The sequence below is a fragment of the Halocynthiibacter sp. SDUM655004 genome, from assembly GCF_026015885.1.
GTDB lineage: Bacteria > Pseudomonadota > Alphaproteobacteria > Rhodobacterales > Rhodobacteraceae > Falsihalocynthiibacter > Falsihalocynthiibacter halioticoli.
This window is the reverse complement of the sequence record NZ_JAPDUG010000001.1, coordinates 1,031,753-1,053,191: the sequence shown is the minus strand read 5'-3', so window position 1 is coordinate 1,053,191 and position 21,439 is coordinate 1,031,753. Positions and strand designations below refer to the sequence as shown.

Below are 21,439 nucleotides of genomic sequence, written 5' to 3'. Positions count from 1 at the left end.
CTTTAGGCGGCTGGGGCACATTCCACAGGAGGTTTGCATGGATTGGTTGATTATCACAGGCGCGGTGGTTTCCTTTTTGGGACTATGCGGATTGGTGTATTGCATCGTTTCCGCAATGAAAGCGCGCAAATCCAACCTCGATGACGAAGCCATGCGCGTTCATCTTCGTGGACTTGTGGCATGGAACATGGGCGCACTGTTTACGTCGATCCTCGGTCTGATGATCGTCGTTGTCGGCATCATGTTTGGCTAAACGCGCTTTTACACGGGCATATTGTCAAAGAAATCGTCCGCGTCGTCATCCTCAAGCGCCAGTTCGAAATCCACAAGATCCTGCGGCACAGGCAAACCTAGCGCCTTTAACTCTGACAGTTTCTCACGCAATTCCTCTTGCAGAACATGCCGGTCTTCCGGCTTTTTCTCTATCTCGTCCAACAGGGTAAGAATTGCGGCTTTCAGGTCTTCAAAGGCCATTTGCTCCTCCTTTCGTTCTGTTTCCACGCATTTGGCCACACGTGGTTCTCAAGCTCTCTCAGGCTAGCTTAGCCCATCCCACGGACAATTGCATTGCGGTATGTCAAGCTATTGACTTCAAGTGATCAGCCCTTAGCCTGACCCTCCGGCCCCTTGCCACATTGGCAAATCAGGCGCCGGAGTAACAGATTTCGGGGAAATGACATGGACGCAAGCTGGATTAACGGGCTGATCGGCGGGGTGCTGATTGGCTGTGCCGGAGCGATTTACCTCTTGGTGAATGGCCGGATCATGGGCGCAAGCGGAATTATTGGCGGCCTCGTGGATGGAAGCGCGCGAGCGATGTGGAAAGAGCGGGGAGCTTTCTTGCTCGGACTGTTCGCCCTACCCGCGCTGCTGGCGGCAACGGTTTTGCCTAGCCAGACCAACCTCACCCCCAACCTCATTGTGGTGGCAATCGCGGGCGTTCTCGTTGGGGTCGGCACACGGATCGCAAACGGCTGCACCTCCGGACATGGAGTCTGTGGCATCAGCCGACTTTCGCTGCGTGGAATCGTTGCAACCATATTCTATATCCTCGCGGGCGGACTGACCGTCGTTCTGTTCCGACACATTCTAGGAGTTATCTGATGCGCGCGCTCTTTGCATTTATTGCCGGAAGCCTCTTCGGCACGGGCCTCCTCATTTCGGGTATGACCAACACACAGAAGGTGATCGGGTGGCTTGATGTATTCGGCAACTGGGATCCAACATTGGCCTTTGTTATGGGTGGCGCGATCCTTCCGATGGCCGCCGCATGGGCCTATTCCCGTGGGCGCTCCCCCAAACTTGGCGGAACATTCCCAACCCCGCCCGAGCCAAAAGTTGGCCGAAACCTAGTGATTGGCTCAACCCTCTTTGGCGCAGGCTGGGGGCTTGCAGGCCTCTGCCCCGGACCTTCCATCGCTTCACTTTCGTTTGGCGGCACTGGCGGCATGGTATTTGTGGCTTTTATGCTTGCCGGAATGATTTTAACGCCGCGCCTTAAGTCACAACTGGCTCTGGCGTAGGTCGCATGCTATGAGGCGTTCATGGATATTCGTGTGATTACTGACCGCTACGCCGTTTCCCCGCAGATTGAGCCGGGCGACGTTGCCGAGCTTAAAGATGCCGGGTTTACCACGGTGATTTGCAACCGCCCTGATCCGGAGGTGCCTGTCGAGCTACAGGCCGCTGCGATCCAAGCCGCTGTAGAGGCCGCCGGATTGCACTTTGTGCTTAATCCGGTTGTGCACGGACAATTGACCCAAGATATCCTTGATGTTCAAGGCGCCGCAATCGACGAGGCTTCGGGGAAGTGTTTTGCCTATTGCGCATCTGGCAACCGATCAACAGTTGTCTGGGCGCTGGCGAACGCTGGCCGTATTCCCACGGAACAGATTATCGCCGCCGGCGAAGCTGCGGGCTATCAGATCGAAAAAATGCGCGATCAGCTCGAGATACTCGCGGGCGGTTAACCCATTATTTTCACACGAAAGATCACTTCTCCTCTCAATCTATGGTGAGGGGAAGATCATCAAGTGCGCTCATATCCATCGGCGGCAACTCTCCTAAATCCGGCAAGGCATCTAATCCGCCGTTTTGCTCATTTTCCTCAAGCCCAGCCTGAGGCAAATCCGCCATAGGCAAGGAAGGCAGCTCTTCTTCTGGAGGGGGAGAAAGCTCCGATAGATCGTCCGGAACGCCTGTTCCCTCTGGCTGACTTGCGAGCAGGCTTGTCATCGGCGGCGGCGCGTAGTCGGCACCGAGCGCTGAAAGCGGATTGTCAGAAATTTGTGGTTCCTGTGAGTCTACAACCGGCAACGACGGTTTCTCACCATCAGTGATCATGACCGCCCGCCGCCCATCGCTCTGGCCAAGCTTCCCAGTTAGCGCAGTTTTGCCATCCAACCCGACAAGCTCAACATGAGTCAGCGCTTGGCGCGGAATCTCCAGTTCCTGTCCAACCTGCAGCGATTCCAGCGCCTCGACATTCAACGAAAGCCGGAACAATTGCGCATCTAGTACCGCTTCGCCCTGCATAACGTTCTTGTGCATTGCCTCCGTCCACGCAGCTTTTTCGGTTTCTTCCGAAGGCCGCTCCTCTGGCCGTTGCAGCTCCGGGAACCCAAGAAGGATACGACCCTGTTTTGCCCCCTGCCCTAAATCAACGTCTACGGTAAACACATGATATTCCGCTTCGGCCAAGAGCAAAGGCAGGTGCCGCCGCTCATCTACTGAGCGATAAACGCCAAACCCCGCGAAGCGCTCCATGTCCTCAGAGCCTTCAAGTTGGTGAAGGAATTCCGCAAGCAACACCTCGAAAAACGGCTCGGCGAGCGCGGCATCCGTTCGGGTTGGTTTGCGATCAGCGCCCTCGGTTTTGCTGACGCACCCCATGGTTTGAATTTCGATGAGCGCTGCGAGCATATTTGCGTCCGGAACAGCGATAGCAAGCCTGCTGTCTCGAGCTTGCAAGAGCAGCATCAGTTGCCCATCCTCGATCTTCTCGATCAGCGGCTCGCGCTGTACATCCTCAGCAACAAGACCCGTCACTTCGAGCGGCAAATCAAAAGCGGAATCCGCCGCCTTGGGTAGAGCAGACCGCAGCGCACGAATTGTTTCGCTGCCGCGCGGGTCTTCCTGCGGTTCAAAAGTCCGCAGCATCCGCCGGATGACGGATTCCCCCTCTGCTCCTAAAAGTTCGCGTGACGACATAGCCCGAATTCACCTCTGCTTCGGCCCATCATTACGACACATGGTTTATAAATGGTTACGCGACGCGCAGGTCCCAGACCGAAAGTGCCCCTATTCCGCAACCTGACTGCCGAAAGTGAGATCAGTATCCTCTTCCGCAGCCTTCGCAACAAACTCCGCAGGAAAGCGCACCCTGAATGCCGCGCCGCCCTGCCCGGGCAGATACACGACTTCGCCACCCAGATTGATCATAATCTCACGACAAATCGCCAACCCAAGACCAGCCCCGCCCGCAGCGGCCTGATCGCCGAGGCGTGAGAACTTCTCGAATATAAGGCTCTGATTTTTCTCCGATATTCCCGCCCCATTGTCGGTAAATATGATCTCGACCATTCCGTTCACCCGCGAATTTCGGACGTGAATTCGCAGGGTCGGATTATCAGCAGTACAGTATTTGCGCGCGTTGGTAATGAGGTTGATAAACACCTGTGTCAGGCGATCTGTATCGGTTTTGAGCGGGATATCTTCGCGAGATGGGTTACGCTCGATTTCTAGCGCTGTGCCCTCGTTTGAAAGGCTTGCGGCGAGCGCGCGGTCCAGTAGCGTTTTCAGGTTTTCTTCCTGAATGTTGAGCGAGACTTGGCCATTCTCCAACACCGAAATGTCCAGAAGATCATCCAACAGTCGCGTTAGACGCTGCGCTTCGTCGTGGATGATACCCGAATATCGAGACCGATCAGCCGAAGGCATCCGCCCCCCATCGCGCAGGATTTCAGAGAAGGCGCGGATAGAGGTCATCGGTGTGCGTAATTCGTGGCTGATCTGGCTGAGGAACGCATCTTTCTGGATGGACAGTTCGGTGAGTTTTTCGTTCACCTCGCGCAATTGCCTCGCGGCGCGCCCAAGTTCCGCGGTTTTGGCCTCAAGCTGGTTGGAATACTCCATCATCTGCGCAGTTTCATCGGCCACCGCCATCAAATCCTCAACCGAAACTGTTGCCCCACCAACAATTTGCCCGATCATAGCGTGTGCGGTCGCGGCCCCAACGGAACCCGCCAGCTCCCGCTCCAATTGCTCAAGAAATTGCGGTGAAGGGTCAGGAAGAAAGCCGCCCTTCCCCTGCGCCACGGCCACAGTCTGAAAGAGCCGCTGCGCCTGTTCAGGGCCCATAATCCGCTGCGCCATGACGAGCAAGTCCTCTGCCTCGCCCACGTGCCCAGCCCAGCCCTTCGCAGCTTGAGAATGTTCGAATACGTTGACGATCTGCGCGCCCTGTAGCCGTTCCATCGGGGAAGGGAAGCTCAGCAGAGACCCGATACAAAACCCGAGCGTATTCAGCGAGATAGACCAGACAATCGCATGAACCACCGGATCAAGACCTTCAATTCCGAACAACGCTTGCGGACGCAACCACGTTATCCCGAAAGGCCCTTCGGCGAGGAAAGCCGCGCTCATCAAGCCGTTGGCGCCAAGGCTCGGTAGAAACATCGTATAAGACCAAATTGAGAAGCCAATAACGACGCCAATAATCGCGCCCGTGCGCGTGGCGCCACGCCAGAAAATACCGCCCAGAAGCGCGGGCAGAACCTGCGCAACCCCGGCAAAACTGATCAGACCGATTGCAGCCAGTGCTTCCCCGCCGCCAGAAAAGCGGAAATAGAGATAGCCCAGCGCCAAAACGCCCGCGATCGAGCAACGCCGCGCAATCAACACGACCTGCCGAACATCGCCCGAAACCATCGCCCCGCTTTTGTTTTTGCTGAGCCAGATGGGCATGACGATATGGTTCGACACCATCGTTGAAAGTGCAATGGCCGCAACAATCACCATCGACGTCGCCGAGGAAAACCCGCCGAGGAAAGAGAGCATAGCCAGCCCGTTTTGCTGCTGCGAAAGCGGCACGGTTAGCACGAAAAGGTCGGGGTTGGTGCCCTCGGGCAGGAGATCAAGGCCGACAACTGCGATGGGCAACACAAAGATACACATCGCGAGCAAATAGAGCGGAAATGCCCAACTCGCGGTGGCAACATGGCTTTCCTTTGCGTTTTCAACCACCATGACCTGAAACATACGCGGCAAACAGATGAACGCCGCCGCTGACAGGAAGGTCAGGCTGATCCAACGGCTTGCGTCGGGTTTGATCTGTGAAATTTCGGAGGCATCGATGCGGGCGAGCGTGTCGCCAATCCCTCCGGCGACCCCCCAAACAACGAACACACCAACGGCGATCAGAGCGACCAACTTGACCACAGCTTCAACAGCGATGGCGGTCACTACCCCGTGGTGTCGCTCGTTGGCATCAAGGTTGCGGGTTCCGAACAGAACCGTAAACACCGCCAGCCCAGCCGCAATCCAGATGGCCGTGGAATTGAGATCACGCGCAGCTTCGGATTGCGGGTCCGCAAATACGGCCAGCGAAAGCGTAACTGATTGAAGTTGCAACGCAATATAAGGCGTCGTGCCGATCACAGCCAAAAGCGTAACGATCACACCGAGAGACGTGGATTTTCCAAAGCGCGACGAAATGAGGTCGGCCACCGAGGTGATACGTTGCATCTTGCCGATCCGCACAAGCTTGCGCAAAATCCACCACCACCCGATCATCACAATGGTCGGGCCGAGGTAGATCGTTGCAAACTCAAGGCCAGATCGGGCCGCGTATCCGACCGCCCCATAGAAGGTCCAGGCTGTACAATAGATCGACAGCGAGAGCGTATAGACAATGGGCGATTGTAACCAACCAATGCGCCCTGCTGCTGCCCGCCGCTCGGCAAACCATGCAATCAGAAACAGCGCCGCCACATAAGCAAGACAAACGGTAACGAGAACATTGAACGAAACCATATCTTATTCCGCGCCAGTCCTGTTTTCTGCTGAAGCCTCTTGCGCATCCATCGCTGCTTCATCAATCCGCCGCAACCTCACAGAAAGCCCTGCGGCGATGGCGATCAAAATGATCCACGCCGCAAAGAGAAACAGTACCGTCCCCGAAGAATTGGCCCGTTGCAGAGCCTCGCTTCCAGAAACGGTATCCGACCGGATCAAAGGAAGCAGAAAGACAAGCAACACAGCGCCCATAATCGGCAAAAGCCGCGCAGCATCCATTGTTCGGCGTTCGCGATAAGTCTCGCGCGCAAGGAACAACGGTGCGGGCCGTTTGCTCATACGCCCGCCAATTCTCTCATGCTTTCAAGAACTTCGGCGTTGGAAAATGGCTTGGTCATAAACCGGCTCGCTCCGATCCGCTCTGCGGCTTCGCGATCCTTTGTTTGCCCACGTGCCGTCAACATCAACACCGGTAGCGCCTCTGTGGCTGGATCGTTGCGCAGCTCTTGCAAGATGTCAAAACCGCTTCGATTGGGCAGCATCACATCCAAAACCACCACATCAGGCGAAACGTTGCGCACAGCCTCCACCGCCGTTTTGCCATCAGCGTGCGTATCCACCCGCCACCCATCGCGGGACAGGATAAAACGTATCGCTTCAACAATATTTGGCTCATCCTCAATGAGCAGGACATGTTTGCCCATCTGTCACTCCCCTTTGACAGCGTAGTCAGCCATTTCAATCATCGCGCGTCCCCTATGGGTCCGTCGCAATGTTCGAGTAGCTCGCGATACTATCGCGAAACAATGTTACCATGTCAAAAAATAGATTGGCGCACCATGAACTATGTCAAAGTTTTCGCCCCGCTCAGAACAAGCGGCGAAGGCTCGTTGGCAATCTCGGGCACCAGCGCAGGCGGCAGAATGAGCATCGACGCTTCGTGAACAGGCGGCGCATCAAAACTCAACGGCGATGCTGGAAGGCAAATCGCATAGGTTAGAAACCGGCGCGACGCGCTGCCCTGCCCTTGCTGCACCACTTGGCGCAATGGCATCATGGGGCGTGCAAGTGCCTGATAAAGAGGCCAATCCTCATGCGCCCCAGAAAACCGCGGCAAAGGGAAGCCATCAATCGGCCGCCGCAGTGTGAGCGCGCCGGTGCCATCACAAACCGCAATGCCAATACGCGTGCTGTCGTCTTCGGCGGGTAAACTGACCATTCGCCTCATGACGGCCGCAAGATCGCAAGAAAACTTCTCTGCCAGCCGCGCAGGGTTATAGGCATGCTCGACAACCGCTTCAGCGAATTGCGCAAGCGGCATTTGAGCGGCATCCTCGGCATACCGCTTAAGATAGGCGCGGACAGTTTCGCGCGCCGCATCATTCGGAAGGCTCGACATATCAAGAATGGCTTCGATTTCCTCGCGCGCCGCCACGCCTTCCTGCCCTGCTTCCAAGGCCGCAACATGATATTGACGTTCACGCAGAAATGCCTCCAACGCCTCAAGTGGCGTGTTCATCCCGCTTACCGGCCCCTGATCGCGATCAAGGTAAGTCACTAGCGCCTGTGAACTCTCCGCAAGTCGCACAGAATCTTCATATAGGTTGCGCTGGAAACGGTCGCGCCACGCCTGCTCCATCTCTTGCGGGTCGGCAAGGATCGCGGCGGTCGAACGAATGGCCGTCACCGTTGAAAGAACCTCGTGCATCGCGCCAGACAGCACAGGATCATGGGCGAGCCGATCTGTCAGAGCCTCAACCTGCCGCTCCAACGTCGCTATCCGCGAGGTCTGGTCCGCCAGTAGCGCCGCCCACCCCGGATAGCGTGCAGCAAAAGCCTCGATTTCAACGACTTCCGGATCAAGCTCCATCCGTTCCGTCGCGGCCGTCAAAAGCTGCGCAAGAAGCGTGGCTTCTGTTCCTTCTGAGAGGATCGAAGGCTCTACTCCAAGCGCGCGCGCAATATCGACCAAGAGTTTTCCGCCGATTCTGCGGCGGTTATGCTCGATAAGATTCAAATACGACGGAGAAATTCCGACCTGCGCCGCCAATTCCCCCTGTTTACGGCCGAGCGCCACCCTCCGGTCCCGAATACGGTGGCCTGTCAATTCGCGCGCAGCCATAAAAACCTCCTGTTTTTGCAAGCGTTTCTGCACTTGCGTGCAAATATCTTTACAACAATTTAAAATGACCTGTCGATATTTTTACAAAAATATTGTGTGTTTAAAAGCTGTTGTTGCGAAATTTTCGGTCTCCCAACAATACTATTAGTGTTCTGTAAAGGACGGGCGGCGTAAGCGGAGGAGGCTTGTGTCGCAATAATTCAATCGGGAGGATATGAATGTCCAACTCTAAACTTACTCGTCGTGGTCTGTTGAAAACCAGTGCTGTTGCAGGCGCTGGTCTTGCTGTTCCCACGATTTTCACTGCGTCTTCTGCTTCGGCATTTACGAACGAGCCGACTGGCAGCACCGTAACGCTCGGTTTCAACGTGCCGCAAACAGGCGCTTATGCTGACGAGGGTGCAGACGAACTGCGCGCTTATGAGCTTGCGGTCGAGCACCTTAACGGTGGCGGCGACGGCGGAATGCTCAATACCTTCAGCTCGAAAGTGCTGGAAGGTAACGGCATCCTCGGCAAAAAAGTAGAATTCGTAACTGGCGACACGCAAACCAAATCGGATGCGGCGCGCGCCTCTGCGAAATCCATGATCGAAAAAGATGGCGCCATCATGATCACTGGCGGTTCTTCTTCTGGTGTGGCGATTGCGGTGCAAGGTCTCTGTCAGGAAGCTGGCGTGATCTTCATGGCGGGTCTGACCCACTCGAACGACACCACCGGTAAAGACAAAAAAGCCAACGGTTTCCGCCACTTCTTCAACGCATACATGTCTGCCGCTGCGCTGGCACCTGTGCTTGAAAAGCTTTATGGCTCCGACCGTAAAGCATACCACCTGACTGCTGACTACACATGGGGCTGGACACAAGAAGAGTCCATCGCCGCAGCAACCGAAGCCATGGGCTGGGAAACTGTCAACAAGGTGCGCACACCGCTCGCCTCCACTGACTTCTCGTCCTATATCTCGCCTGTGCTGAACTCCGGCGCTGACGTTCTGGTTCTGAACCACTACGGCGGTAACATGGTGAACTCGCTGACCAACGCTGTTCAGTTCGGTCTGCGTGAAAAGCAAGTGAACGGCAAGAACTTCGAAATCGTTGTTCCGCTCTACTCCCGCCTGATGGCGAAGGGTGCTGGCGCCAACGTTAAGGGTATTCTTGGCTCCACAAACTGGCACTGGTCGCTTCAGGACGATGCGTCGAAAGCATTCGTTCAGTCCTTCGGCACCAAATACGGCTTCCCGCCAAGCCAGGCTGCACACACAGTGTATTGTCAGACTCTGCTCTATGCAGATGCAGCGGCACGCGCCGGTTCGTTCAACCCATGCGCCATCGCAGAAGCCCTCGAAGGCTTCGAGTTCGACGGTCTTGGCAACGGCCCGACACTCTATCGTGCTGACGATCACCAGTGCTTCAAAGACGTGCTGGTTGTGCGTGGTAAAGAGAATCCGGAAAACGAATTCGACCTTCTCGAAGTCGTCGAAGTTACTCCGGCCGCTCAGGTTACTTACGCACCGGATCATCCGATGTTTGCAGGCGGTGCATTGGGCAACTGTAACCCAGGCGCCTAATACCGCTTACACCTTTCGTTGGGCGCAGGTGATGCGCCCAACACCTTACATTCTCTGCAGTGGCACCACGCCCGCAGAATGCTTCCAATCACGAAATCTTATCGGGTGGGGAAAATGGACACGTTCCTTCTTCAAATTCTAAACGGTTTGGACAAAGGCTCCGCTTATGCGCTGATCGCCCTTGGCCTAACCCTTATCTTCGGCACGCTTGGCGTGGTTAACTTTGCGCATGGGGCGCTGTTCATGATCGGTGCGTTTTGCGCCGTAACCCTGAGCCGCATTCTCAATCTGTCCTATGAAACCATTGATCCCGAAAAGAAAGACTTTCTCGGCAACCCTGCCGTGGTCAAAACCACCTATGTCGAAAGCTGGTTCGGCCCCGAGGCGGGCGCATGGATCATCGACTGGGCTGTGCCACTTGGCATTCTATTCGCGATCCCGATCATGCTGCTTATCGGCTATGTGATGGAGCGCGGCCTCATCAAACACTTCTACAAGCGCCCTCACGCCGACCAGATCCTCGTGACCTTCGGCCTTGCGATCGTGCTTCAGGAAGTCATCAAGTATTTCTACGGTGCAAACCCGATCCCAACCCCTGCCCCATCGGCCTTCAAAGGCTCGTTCGATTTCGGGGTGCTGCTCGGGATGGACCCTAACGTCATCATCTACCCTTACTGGCGGATGATCTACTTCACCTTCTCACTTGTCGTAATCGGCGCTGTATTCAGCTTCCTCCAGTTCACCACTTTCGGCATGGTTGTCCGCGCCGGTATGGCAGACCGTGAAACCGTTGGGCTGCTGGGCATCAACATCGACAAACGCTTCACTATCATGTTCGGCATCGCCGCCGCTGTGGCCGGCCTTGCGGGTGTGATGTACACGCCGATCAACTCGCCCAACTACCACATGGGCATGGACTTCCTCGTGCTGTCCTTTGTTGTTGTGGTTGTCGGCGGCATGGGTAGCCTTCCGGGCGCTGTGCTCGCGGGCTTCCTGCTCGGCATCCTTGAAAGTTTTGCCTCGATGAACTGGATCAAAGACATCCTTCCAGGCATTGACCAGATCATCATCTATCTGGTTGCGATTATAATCTTGCTCACCCGTCCTCGCGGGCTCATGGGCCGCAAAGGTGTGATGGAGGAATAATCATGCTCGGTCTGAATCAAAAAGACACCAAATTCTTGCTCATCGTAGTGGCGCTGACGTTGCTCACGCCGTTCCTAACCCAACCCTTTGCCGAAAGCTCGGGCCTTGCACAGTTCAACGCTGGCTATCCCGACCTTATGCAACGCTTTGCAATATATGGCATTTTCGCCATCGGCTTTAACATCCTATTTGGCCTGACAGGATATCTCTCCTTTGGCCACGCGGCGTTCCTCGGTGTGGGGTCCTACTCCGCGGTCTGGATGATGAAGCTGCTGACAACAAACGTCATTCCGGGCATCATCCTTGCGATTGTCGTATCGGGCCTCTTTGCCCTGTTGATCGGCTATGTATCGCTGCGCCGCTCGGGGATCTACTTCTCGATCCTGACACTTGCGCTCGCCCAGATGAGCTTCAACCTCGCCTATTCGGTGCTTACACCAATCACAAACGGCGAAACCGGCTTGCAGCTGACCCTGAATGATCCGCGCATCCTTGGCGTCACCGCAACACCGGATGGCTCGATCCCCGCAACCCACCTCTTCGGGCTGGAAATGAAATCTTCAGCCCAGTGGGAAGTGTTCGGACATCTGTTCACCTTCAACGTCGGCTACTATTTCTGCGCAGTTATGGCGATCATCGCCTTCTACCTGAGCTTGCGGATTTTCCGCTCGCCCTTCGGCATGATGCTCCGCGCGGTCAAGACCAACCAGACCCGCATGAGCTATACCGGCCTCAATGCGCGGCCCTATACGCTCGCGGCCTTCGTTATCTCGGGCATGTATGCCGGCCTTGCCGGTGGTCTCCTCGCCTCAATGGACCCTCTTGCGGGTGCAGAACGGATGCAATGGACAGCTTCGGGTGAAGTCGTAATCATGACAATCCTTGGCGGTGCGGGAACCCTGATGGGCCCTGTGCTGGGCGCGGGTTTCATCAAGTACTTCGAAAACATCTTCTCCAAGATCAACGACGGGGTTCTGCACGGCTGGTTTGCCTTCCTCCCTGATGGTCTCGAAGACTTCGTTGTCTTCCTCATCCACCCCTTCGTCGGCAAAGGCTGGCACCTCACACTCGGCCTTCTCTTCATGCTGGTGGTGACATTCCTCCCCGGTGGTCTGATGGAAGGCGGTAACCGCATCTCCCGTTGGTACAAAAACCGCCGCAACAAAGGCACCGACACCGACGAGGGAACACCTCACGCCCCGAAATCCACTCCCCACGTGGCCGAATAAGAAAGGATACAAAACATGGGTATTCTCGAAGTTAAAAATGTCGGCAAACGCTTTGGTGGCCTTCAGGCGCTCGGAGATGTGAACCTCTCGGTTGCGGAAAACACGGTGCATGCCATTATCGGCCCGAACGGGGCCGGTAAATCCACCCTCCTCAACGTTCTGGTGGGCAAGCTCATCCCCGACACTGGATCGGTGATGTTTGATGGCCAATCCGTCCTTGGGCGAAAGCCGCATGAAATTAACCAGATGGGCATTTCACGCGTATTCCAAACGCCAGAGATTTTCTCTGATCTTACTGTGCTGGAAAACGTGATGATCCCCTGCTTTGCCAAACGGGACGGCGCGTATCGGATGCACGCATTCGAAACCGTCGAGGACGAGGTGGATATCGTCCAGAAGGCCGAGCAAATGCTTCTGGACGTCAACATGCAGGACAAGCTCCGTATGACGGCAAGCTCGCTCTCGCGTGGGGACAAACGCCGCCTTGAAATGGCGATGTGCCTTGTGCAGGAACCACGGCTGCTGCTGCTTGACGAACCAACAGCGGGCATGGCGCGGGCTGATACCAACAACACCATTGATCTCCTCAAAGAGATCAAGGACAGCCGCGACATCACCATGGCGATCATCGAGCACGACATGCATGTTGTGTTCTCTCTGGCCGAGCGGATCACCGTTCTGGCGCAGGGAACGCCGCTGGTCGAGGACACACCGGAAAACATCAAAGGCCACCCCAAGGTACAAGAAGCGTACCTCGGTCAGGCACACGGATAGGAAGCCGCTATGAACGCCGTAAACACATCCACCAACATCAACGCCAACCATGCGGCCACCGCCCCTGCTTACTTTTCGGTGTGGGATTTGCACGCCTATTATGGCGAAAGCTACATCGTTCAGGGCGTGAGCCTAAACGTGCATGAAGGCGAAATCCTTGCGCTTCTTGGACGGAACGGTGCGGGTAAAACATCAACCCTACGTGCCATTGCGCGGCTTGATGAACCCATGCTCACCCATGGTGAAATTTGGCTCGACCACCAGAACCTGCATAAGATGAAGTCTTATGAGGCGAGCCAAGCCGGGATGGCCCTCGTGCCCGAAGATCGCTCGATCATCCCGGGCCTCACCGTTGAAGAAAACCTGCAACTTGCCCAGATCGCAGAGCCTGTAGGTTGGTCGCTTGATCGCATCTATGAGCTGTTCCCGCGCCTTGGCGAACGTCGCAAACAGGAGGGCGTAACGCTTTCTGGTGGTGAGCAGCAAATGCTGGCCATTGCCCGCGCCCTCGCCCGTGACATCAAAGTACTTTTGCTAGATGAACCTTACGAGGGTTTGGCCCCTGTGATCGTTGACGAGATCGAAAAGACGCTCAACATCATCAAAGCGCAGGGCATCACAACTGTGATCGTCGAACAAAACGCCATTCGTGCGCTTGAACTCGCTGACCGCGCGGTTATCCTCGACACAGGACAAGTCGTATTTGACGGGCTTGCCGAGGAGGTACTCGCAAACGAAGAGCTACGCGCAGAATATCTCGCGATCTAAACGCAATTCGCTTGCGTCACATCGGGGCTGCGCGACGCGTGGCCTCGAACACAAACAAAATAAGACCATGGTTTGCCCGCCACGCCGGTATTTCTACCGAGGCTGTTGCAGGCAGGCACATTGGAGGACAAAGACATGACGGATCAGAACACCTATCCCCCCACCAAAGAATTCGCCGCAAACGCCCATGCGGACAAAGCCACATATGAAAAGATGTATGCTGACTCCATCGCCGACCCAGACGCCTTCTGGGCCGAACACGGCAAGCGGATCGACTGGATCAAGCCTTTTACCAAGGTTTCGAACTGCGATTACACATTCGGCGATGTTTCGATCAACTGGTTCGAAGACGGCACCCTAAACGTTGCCGCCAACTGCATCGACCGTCATCTCGAAACACGCGGAGACCAAACCGCGATCATTTGGGAGCCGGATTCACCCGACACGCCCGCGCAGCACATTACCTATAAAGAGCTGCACGAAAATGTCTGCCGCTTTGCCAATGTGTTGAAATTTCAGGGCGTCGGGCGCGGCGACCGCGTTGTGCTTTACCTCCCGATGATCCCCGAAGCAGCATATGCCATGCTGGCCTGTGCGCGCATTGGCGCGGTTCACTCTATTGTTTTTGCAGGATTTTCCCCAGATGCCCTGGCCAACCGTATCAACGATTGCAACGCCCGCGTCCTGATCACAGCCGATGAAGCGCCACGCGGCGGCCGTAAAACGCCATTGAAATCCAACGCCGACGCCGCCCTCCTCCACTGTAGCGATAAGGTGAAATGCCTCGTCGTAAAACACACTGGCGGTCAGACAACTTGGATTGAAGATCGCGATGTCGACGTGAAAGCCGAAATGGCCAAGGCCGCCGACCGCTGTGTGCCTTCGGAAATGAACGCCGAAGATCCGCTCTTTATCCTCTACACCTCCGGCTCAACCGGCAAGCCCAAAGGCGTTGTGCACAGCACGGGCGGCTATATCGTCTATGCCGCGATGACACATCAATACACCTTTGATTATCACGACGGAGACGTCTTCTGGTGCACCGCCGATGTGGGCTGGGTCACAGGGCACAGCTATATCGTCTATGGCCCGCTGGCCAACGGCGCCACAACCGTAATGTTCGAAGGGGTGCCAACCTATCCTGACGCTGGGCGCTTCTGGGCCGTTTGCGAGAAGCACAAGGTTAACCAATTTTACACCGCGCCAACCGCCATCCGCGCCCTCATGGCACACGGCAGCGAACCGGTTGAGAAATATGACCTGTCCAGCCTGAAGCTCCTCGGCACCGTCGGCGAGCCGATCAACCCCGAAGCTTGGAACTGGTACAATGATGTTGTCGGCAAGGGCACTTGCCCCATCGTCGATACATGGTGGCAAACCGAAACAGGCGGGCACCTCCTCACCCCCCTCCCCGGCGCAACAGCAACCAAGCCTGGCTCTGCAACGCTGCCGTTCTTTGGTGTAGAGCCGGTCGTTCTTGATGCGCAATCCGGCGAGGAAATCACCACAACCGAAGCCGAAGGCGTGCTTTGCTTCAAGAAAAGCTGGCCGGGCCAGATGCGCACGGTTTACGGCGATCACGAACGGTTCGAGAAAACCTATTTCGCAGACTACAAAGGCTACTACTTCGCAGGCGATGGTTGTCGGCGTGACGAAGACGGCTACTACTGGATCACAGGCCGCGTTGATGACGTGATCAACGTGTCCGGTCACCGTATGGGCACGGCCGAAGTCGAAAGTGCGCTGGTTGCTCACGCACAGGTCGCCGAGGCTGCTGTTGTTGGCTATCCGCACGACATCAAAGGCCAAGGTATCTATGCCTATGTCACTCTGATGAATGGCGTAGAACCGAGCGACGAGCTGCGTAAAGATCTTGAAAAATGGGTCCGTACGGAAATCGGCCCGATCGCCAAGCCTGACCTGATCCAATGGGCACCGGGCTTGCCGAAAACACGCTCTGGTAAAATCATGCGCCGCATTCTACGCAAAATCGCAGAAGATGATTTCGGCGCACTAGGCGACACCTCTACCCTCGCAGATCCAAGCGTTGTGGATGAGCTGATCGAAAACCGGATGAACCGCAGCTAGATACGCGAAAATTACGAATTTGGGCCCGTGCAAATCTGCGCGGGCCCTTATTGTTGTCCGTTACTTGCGTTCTGTTTTCGCGATCAAAAGAAGCTCTACGCGATTGAGCGCGCGCAGGACGCGTTGTGTCTGGAGCCACGGCATCAGCGATAGCTTTATTTGCACCGCAAAAATGAGCAGAACCGCAGATGGCAGCCCCCACTTCAGCGCGGTCAACGCATCAGCCGCACCAAAAAACATCACAGCGGAATAGATCGCAACGGCGAACATGATGATCTGCACAACGAGAATAACCATCGCGACCCAGCCGAGCTTGCCTTTGAAAATTGAAGCGGCAAGGGTGAAATAGCCCTGCTCCTCTGTTGCTTCCAATAGCTCAGGCGCTTGCTCTCGCAACACGCTTTGAATCCGCGCCTCCAACATATTTTCAGACCGCATCATAGCAAATCTCCTTATTGCGGGCGCAACATCCTTTGTTGCACTCAATATATAAGCTCAAATAACTGCCGAATAAGGTCCCGTGACCTTGCGTCACAGGCGAAATGGGCGCGCGGTTTCCCGCACGCCCACCAAATTCACTCGGAAAATTTCCGAATTATTTTAGTGCGATATCCGTAACCGCTTTGGTGTATGCACCTTCTGGAACCTTGGTGATAACAGGGTCAGAACCACCAGCCATAAGTGTCGCGACAGTGCGCTCAAACGCCAGTTCATCAAGCTCACCGCTGCTTCCAGCAGTCAGCTTGGCGATTTCGCCCATCATGCGCACTTGGTGTTTCTCTGTCTGTGCGCCCGTGTCGTCATTTTCCAGAACGATTTCAGCAGCTTCCTGCTGGTTTTCTTCGGCCCACTTCCAACCTTTCATCGATGCGCGTACAAACCGTGCGAGCTTGTCGACTTCTGCTGGATCTTCGAGCTTGTCTTCTAGCACATAAAGACCATCCTCAAGCGTCGCGACACCGCCATCTTCGTATTTGAAAGTGATCAAATCGTCATCCGTCAGGCCAGCGTCAATGATCTGCCAGTATTCGTTGTACGTCATGGTCGAAACGCAATCGGCCTGCCCCTGAAGGATCGGATCAACGTTGAAGCCCTGCTTGAGAACAGTAACGCCGCCATCGGAGCCATCGGTTGGAATGCCAAGCGTGCTCATCCAGCTTAGGAAGGGATATTCGTTGCCGCCGAACCAAACACCAAGTGTCTTACCAGGGAAGTCGTCAGGTGATGTGATCCCCGTATCCTTGCGACAGGTGAGCATCATACCCGATTTCACGAATGGTTGCGCGATGTTCACAAGCGGAAGACCCGCCTCGCGAGCGGCCAAAGCCGAAGGAAGCCAATCTACAACGACATCAGCGCCGCCACCCGCGATCACCTGCGCTGGCGCCACATCAGGACCACCGGGCTTGATAGTCACGTTTAGATCTTCTTCTTCGTAAAAACCTTGCTCAAGCGCGGCGTAATATCCGGCAAATTGTGCCTGTGTCACCCACTTAAGTTGCAAAGTCAGATCGTCTGCAGCCTGCGCCATTCCGGCCGCAAAACTCAGCGCCAATGCGCTTGTCATTAATCTTTTCATTTTAATCTCCCATGTTGGTTTTTTTGTTAGGTTATCATCATTTACGTTGTGAGGGGTGCCAAAATGTTACCTTCTTCTCCACAAGCGTCACGATTCCGTAAAATAGCGTACCTGCAATGGCCGCTACTGTAATTTCCGCCCAGACCATATCAAGCCCAAGCCGCCCGACCTCGATAGAAATGCGAAACCCCATGCCTCGTGTAGGCGATCCAAAGAATTCCGCAACAATTGCACCGATAAGCGCCAGTGTTGTTGAAATTTTAAGCCCGTTGAAAACAAATGGCATCGCAGCCGGAAGGCGCAATTTAAACAAGCTTTGCCAGTAACTTGCCGCATACGTGTGCATCAAATCCCGCTGCATGGCTTCGGTTTCCTTAAGGCCCTGAACGGTATTCACGAGCATCGGGAAAAACACCATCGCAACAACGACAGCAGCCTTGCTTTGCCAATCAAAACCGAACCACATCACAAGGATGGGCGCGGTCCCTATGATCGGCAGGGCCGCAATAAAGTTCCCCACAGGAAGCAAGCCGCGCTGAAGGAAAGGCGAACGATCAATCAAGATTGCCGTCAGGAACGCCGCCCCGCAGCCAATCGCAAACCCAGACAAAGCGCCTTTTAGGAAGGTCTGCACAAAATCCATCCAGAGAATATCGAGACTCTCTGAAAACCGAACCGCGATTGCACTTGGTGGTGGCAAGATTACAGCGGGGATTTGCAAACCGCGCACAAGCCCCTCCCAAACGATCAGGATTGTCAGCCCGAAGAGTACAGGAACAAATATCCGGCCCGCCCGCGTATTCCCCCACGCAGAGTTCGCAATGCGGATGTTCACACCAAGTGCGGCGATCCAAAAAATAGTAACAGCAATCACCCAAATCATTGTGCCATACCCATTTTCTTAAGCGTGAGTTGCTGAATCACACCGACAATGCCAACAAGGCAAGCGGCCACAATCGCAGCGGCGAATAGAGCGCTCCAAATCTGGATGGTCTGCCCGTAGTAGCTCCCTGAAAGCATCCGCCCACCAAATCCGGCCAGCGGACTGGAGGAAAGCTCGGCAACAATGGCACCGACGAGCGAGGCGGCGATACCCACTTTGAGCGACGTAAACAGGAACGGCATCGAGCTAGGTAGGCGCAGTTTCCAGAATGTCTCGAACTGCCCCGCGTTGTAGGTTTTCATCAGATCAAGCTGCATCGCGTTCGGCGAGCGTAGGCCCTTGACCATGCCGACAACCACAGGGAAGAACGACAGATAGGCCGCAATAATCGCCTTGGGCAGCAGCCCCTGCACGCCAATTGAGTTCATAACCACAACGATCATCGGCGCAATCGCGAGGATCGGAATGGTTTGGCTGGCAATCGCCCATGGCATCACGCTCATGTCCATTGCCTTGTTGTGCACGATACCAACGGCCAGAAGGATGCCTGCAAGTGTCCCGATAACAAAACCGACGAGCGTTGAACTGAGGGTAATCCAGCCGTGATAAATCAAGCTGCGTTTTGACATAGCCTTACCATCAAGAACCTTGGCGCCCGTCGTTTCCCAGAGTTCGTCAAAAACCTGAATTGGTGTCGGGAGTTTTGGCCGCTCCTGAGTCATCGTATCAGCCAGAACTTCGCTAAATGAGAGGGTTGTTCCGGCGCGCTCTGCCTGATCGAGCGTCCATTGTTTGTTCATGAAGAAGCTGCCGACGAACCAAATCGCGAAAATGGCCGCAACAACGGTTAATATTGGAATTATGCTACGCATACGCGGCGCTCCCCGCGAAACAAGCAAAATAATGTTCGATATGTTCAATCATCACAGGGCTACGCATTGTCGTCATGCCCTGCTCTCAACCCGTCACGAACACGGTGGGCGATCTCTATAAACTCGGCGCTGTCGCGAATTTCCAGCGGCCGTTCGCGTGGCAATGTGCTTTCGATCACATCGGTAATTCGCCCCGGACGCGGGCTCATAACGACGATTTTCGTGCTGAGGTAAACCGCCTCGGGAATGGAGTGGGTCACAAATCCGATGGTCTTGTTGGTACGATCCCAAAGCTTCAAGAGTTGTTCGTTAAGGTGATCGCGAACAATCTCGTCAAGTGCGCCAAAGGGTTCGTCCATCAACAAGATGTCCGCGTCAAACGCCAGCGCCCGCGCGATGCTCGCCCGCTGCTGCATCCCGCCAGAAAGCTGCCATGGGTATTTGTTGCCGAAACCGGCCAGATCCACCAGTTCCAAAACCCGCTCCACGCGCTGGTTCTGCTCCGCTTTGTCAAAGCCCATGATCTCCAGAGGCAGCTTGATATTGCCCGCAATCGTGCGCCACGGATAAAGCCCTGCGGCCTGAAAAACATAGCCGTAAGCGCGGTTCTTGCGGGCCTCTTCGGCGCTCATGCCGTTTACGGTCAACGTGCCGCTTGTCGGCGTTTCGAGGGCCGCGATTGTGCGGAGAAACGTTGTTTTGCCACAGCCTGACGGGCCGATGAAACTCACGAAATCGCCCTTATTGATCTGTAAATTCACATCCTTGAGCGCGTGAACCGGCCCGTCGTTTGTCTGGAATGTAAGATCAAGATTTTTGGCTTCTATTACAGTTGCTTGGCTCACGCCGCCCCCCATGGGTAGTGCCGGTTTTCCGGTCGTTGATGTGACGCACCCGAGTGGATGCGCCAAGGTTTATTTCCCGATCAGATGCCTGCTGGGATGTTCATTGGATCGCGTTTGATGGTGCGCGGGCTGTTCAGTTCTTTCCACTTGCTCAGGGCTTTGCTGGCGCTAGAGAACGCAGGGCGCGGCACGAAGCGGCCACGGCCCGGCTGTGGCTGACTGTTTTGCCCCCATGCCCAGATCACTTCGCCACGGCTTAGCGTATAGCGGCTCTGCGCCGTAACCTCGAAACCTTCGAACACGTTATAATCAAGCACCGAGTGATGGTTTGCTTGGCTGATAGTTTTGCTGATTTTCGGATCCCAAACCACGATATCAGCGTCTGCCCCCTCAACAATCGCACCTTTCTTTGGATAGATATTGAGAATTTTAGCCACATTGGAACTTGTCGCGGCGACGAATTCGTTCGGCGTCAGGCGGCCAGTTTCAACACCCTCAGTCCAAAGCACTGCGAGGCGCTCCTCAAGGCCGTTCGAACCGTTTGGAATCAAACAGAAGTTATCCTTACCCATCAGCTTTTGCTCGCTGGTAAAGGCGGCGTGGTCCGTTGCGACAACCTGCAAAGAGCCGCTTTGTAGACCTGCCCAGAGGCTCGCTTGATGGCTTTTGTCGCGGAACGGTGGGCTCATCACGCGGCGGGCGGAATGCATCCAATCCCCTTTGAAATACTCGCTTTCATCAAGCGTCAGGAACTGGATCAACGGCTCGCCGTAAATGCGCATGCCCTTCTGACGGGCGCGGCGGATCGCTTCGTGGGCCTGTTCACAGGAAACATGCACAATATAGAGCGGCGTTCCGGCGGCGTCGGCGATTGTGATCGCACGGTTTGCCGCCTCTCCTTCAACTTCAGCGGGGCGCGAATAGGCGTGGCCTTCAGGGCCAGTGATCCCTTCGGCGAGGTATTTTTTCTGAAGGATATCAACGATATCCCCATTTTCCGCATGCACCATCGGAAGCGCGCCGAGCTCTTTGCAGCGCTGGAAGGAGGCAAACATTTCATCATCTTCAACCATTAAGGCGCCTTTGTAGGCCATAAAATGTTTGAAAGAGTTAACGCCCATATCAACGGCGTCTTTCATTTCGGCGTGGATCTGTTCGTTCCAGCCGGTGATCGCCATGTGATAGCCGATGTCGGCACAAATCTGGGGTGCTGATTTGCGATGCCATTCGTTGATCGCGTTTTTGATTGACCCGTCCTCGCCCGGAAGACAGAAATCAACCAGCATCGTGGTACCGCCAGCAGCCGCGGCCCATGTACCGCTCTCGAAAGTTTCAGCGGCGGTAGTCCCCATAAAGGGCATCTCGAGGTGGGTGTGCGGATCAATCCCGCCCGGGATGACATAGGCACCTTCGGCATCAATATATTCATCGCCAGTGAGGTTCTCGCCGATCTGCTTGATGGTTTCCCCTTCAATCAGAACATCGGCTTTCCACGTCCGGTCAGCGGTACAAACAGTGCCGTTTTTGATTACTTTGGTCATTAGCTTTCTCCC

22 protein-coding genes are annotated in these 21,439 nt (G+C 55.3%); 10 read left to right on the top strand and 12 right to left on the bottom strand.

Features of this window, described 5'->3' with window-relative positions; all coding sequences use genetic code 11:
• Positions 1 to 37 precede the first annotated feature (37 nt).
• Complete coding sequence (locus N9C89_RS05210) at positions 38 to 253, top strand: hypothetical protein (RefSeq protein WP_263952777.1); 216 nt, start codon at positions 38 to 40, stop codon at positions 251 to 253.
• An 8-nt stretch (positions 254 to 261) separates the two neighbouring features.
• On the opposite strand, the gene N9C89_RS05205 is transcribed toward N9C89_RS05210, so the two are convergent.
• Complete coding sequence (locus tag N9C89_RS05205) at positions 262 to 474, bottom strand: hypothetical protein (RefSeq protein WP_263952776.1); 213 nt, start codon at positions 472 to 474, stop codon at positions 262 to 264.
• Between the two features lie 204 nt (positions 475 to 678).
• On the opposite strand from N9C89_RS05205, the gene N9C89_RS05200 reads away from it, so the two are divergent.
• From N9C89_RS05200 to N9C89_RS05190, 3 genes are read left to right on the top strand one after another with little or no spacing between them, the layout of a single operon-like run.
• Positions 679 to 1,104: a YeeE/YedE family protein gene (locus tag N9C89_RS05200; protein ID WP_263952775.1), complete on the top strand. Its 426-nt coding sequence runs from the start codon at positions 679 to 681 to the stop codon at positions 1,102 to 1,104.
• The gene (locus tag N9C89_RS05195) at positions 1,104 to 1,523 is read left to right on the top strand and encodes a DUF6691 family protein (protein WP_263952774.1); all 420 of its coding nucleotides are present in this window, start codon (positions 1,104 to 1,106) and stop codon (positions 1,521 to 1,523) included. The genes N9C89_RS05200 and N9C89_RS05195 overlap by 1 nt, the downstream gene beginning before the upstream one ends.
• 21 nt (positions 1,524 to 1,544) lie before the next feature.
• Positions 1,545 to 1,970 carry a TIGR01244 family sulfur transferase gene (locus tag N9C89_RS05190; RefSeq protein ID WP_263952773.1) on the top strand — a complete coding sequence of 142 codons (426 nt, stop codon included), beginning with the start codon at positions 1,545 to 1,547 and terminating at the stop codon, positions 1,968 to 1,970.
• 34 nt (positions 1,971 to 2,004) lie between these two features.
• Here N9C89_RS05190 and N9C89_RS05185 read toward each other — a convergent pair whose 3' ends face one another.
• The 5 genes from N9C89_RS05185 to N9C89_RS05165 all read right to left on the bottom strand — a co-directional run bounded on the left by N9C89_RS05185 (position 2,005) and on the right by N9C89_RS05165 (position 8,137).
• Positions 2,005 to 3,210 carry a FliM/FliN family flagellar motor switch protein gene (locus tag N9C89_RS05185; protein WP_263952772.1) on the bottom strand — a complete coding sequence of 402 codons (1,206 nt, stop codon included), beginning with the start codon at positions 3,208 to 3,210 and terminating at the stop codon, positions 2,005 to 2,007.
• Between the two features lie 90 nt (positions 3,211 to 3,300).
• Positions 3,301 to 6,033 (bottom strand): ATP-binding protein, encoded by a 2,733-nt coding sequence (locus tag N9C89_RS05180; RefSeq protein ID WP_263952771.1) that lies wholly within the window; start codon positions 6,031 to 6,033, stop codon positions 3,301 to 3,303.
• A 3-nt stretch (positions 6,034 to 6,036) separates the two neighbouring features.
• Positions 6,037 to 6,354: a hypothetical protein gene (locus N9C89_RS05175; RefSeq protein WP_263952770.1), complete on the bottom strand. Its 318-nt coding sequence runs from the start codon at positions 6,352 to 6,354 to the stop codon at positions 6,037 to 6,039.
• Positions 6,351 to 6,719, bottom strand: a complete 369-nt coding sequence (locus N9C89_RS05170) for a response regulator transcription factor (RefSeq protein WP_263952769.1) — start codon at positions 6,717 to 6,719, stop codon at positions 6,351 to 6,353. The genes N9C89_RS05175 and N9C89_RS05170 overlap by 4 nt, the downstream gene beginning before the upstream one ends.
• A 140-nt stretch (positions 6,720 to 6,859) precedes the next feature.
• A complete protein-coding gene (locus tag N9C89_RS05165; RefSeq protein WP_263952768.1) occupies positions 6,860 to 8,137 on the bottom strand; it encodes a helix-turn-helix domain-containing protein in 1,278 nt (425 codons plus the stop codon).
• Between the two features lie 218 nt (positions 8,138 to 8,355).
• Here N9C89_RS05165 and N9C89_RS05160 point away from each other — a divergent pair, with 218 nt between their 5' ends.
• The 6 genes from N9C89_RS05160 to acs all read left to right on the top strand — a co-directional run bounded on the left by N9C89_RS05160 (position 8,356) and on the right by acs (position 15,707).
• A complete protein-coding gene (locus tag N9C89_RS05160; RefSeq protein ID WP_263952767.1) occupies positions 8,356 to 9,702 on the top strand; it encodes a substrate-binding protein in 1,347 nt (448 codons plus the stop codon).
• A gap of 114 nt (positions 9,703 to 9,816) precedes the next feature.
• Entirely contained in the window at positions 9,817 to 10,848 is a 1,032-nt protein-coding gene (locus tag N9C89_RS05155) for a branched-chain amino acid ABC transporter permease (RefSeq protein WP_263952766.1), read from the top strand.
• Positions 10,849 to 10,850: 2 nt separating this feature from the next.
• A complete protein-coding gene (locus tag N9C89_RS05150) occupies positions 10,851 to 12,077 on the top strand; it encodes a branched-chain amino acid ABC transporter permease (RefSeq protein WP_263952765.1) in 1,227 nt (408 codons plus the stop codon).
• A gap of 15 nt (positions 12,078 to 12,092) precedes the next feature.
• A complete protein-coding gene (locus tag N9C89_RS05145) occupies positions 12,093 to 12,851 on the top strand; it encodes an ABC transporter ATP-binding protein (protein WP_263952764.1) in 759 nt (252 codons plus the stop codon).
• A 9-nt stretch (positions 12,852 to 12,860) separates the two neighbouring features.
• Complete coding sequence (locus tag N9C89_RS05140) at positions 12,861 to 13,619, top strand: ABC transporter ATP-binding protein (protein ID WP_263952763.1); 759 nt, start codon at positions 12,861 to 12,863, stop codon at positions 13,617 to 13,619.
• A 135-nt stretch (positions 13,620 to 13,754) separates the two neighbouring features.
• The gene (gene acs / locus N9C89_RS05135) at positions 13,755 to 15,707 is read left to right on the top strand and encodes an acetate--CoA ligase (protein ID WP_263952762.1); all 1,953 of its coding nucleotides are present in this window, start codon (positions 13,755 to 13,757) and stop codon (positions 15,705 to 15,707) included.
• Positions 15,708 to 15,767: 60 nt separating this feature from the next.
• On the opposite strand, the gene N9C89_RS05130 is transcribed toward acs, so the two are convergent.
• The 6 genes from N9C89_RS05130 to hydA all read right to left on the bottom strand — a co-directional run bounded on the left by N9C89_RS05130 (position 15,768) and on the right by hydA (position 21,427).
• Positions 15,768 to 16,148, bottom strand: a complete 381-nt coding sequence (locus N9C89_RS05130) for a DUF6768 family protein (RefSeq protein WP_263952761.1) — start codon at positions 16,146 to 16,148, stop codon at positions 15,768 to 15,770.
• Positions 16,149 to 16,302: 154 nt separating this feature from the next.
• Positions 16,303 to 17,286: an ABC transporter substrate-binding protein gene (locus tag N9C89_RS05125; protein WP_263952760.1), complete on the bottom strand. Its 984-nt coding sequence runs from the start codon at positions 17,284 to 17,286 to the stop codon at positions 16,303 to 16,305.
• A gap of 37 nt (positions 17,287 to 17,323) precedes the next feature.
• Positions 17,324 to 18,169: an ABC transporter permease gene (locus N9C89_RS05120; RefSeq protein ID WP_263952759.1), complete on the bottom strand. Its 846-nt coding sequence runs from the start codon at positions 18,167 to 18,169 to the stop codon at positions 17,324 to 17,326.
• Positions 18,166 to 19,041 (bottom strand): ABC transporter permease, encoded by an 876-nt coding sequence (locus N9C89_RS05115; protein ID WP_263952758.1) that lies wholly within the window; start codon positions 19,039 to 19,041, stop codon positions 18,166 to 18,168. The genes N9C89_RS05120 and N9C89_RS05115 overlap by 4 nt, the downstream gene beginning before the upstream one ends.
• Before the next feature lie 59 nt (positions 19,042 to 19,100).
• A complete protein-coding gene (locus N9C89_RS05110; protein WP_394358472.1) occupies positions 19,101 to 19,886 on the bottom strand; it encodes an ABC transporter ATP-binding protein in 786 nt (261 codons plus the stop codon).
• Between the two features lie 80 nt (positions 19,887 to 19,966).
• On the bottom strand, positions 19,967 to 21,427 hold the full coding sequence (hydA, locus tag N9C89_RS05105) for a dihydropyrimidinase (RefSeq protein ID WP_263952757.1): 1,461 nt from the start codon (positions 21,425 to 21,427) through the stop codon (positions 19,967 to 19,969).
• Positions 21,428 to 21,439 lie beyond the last annotated feature (12 nt).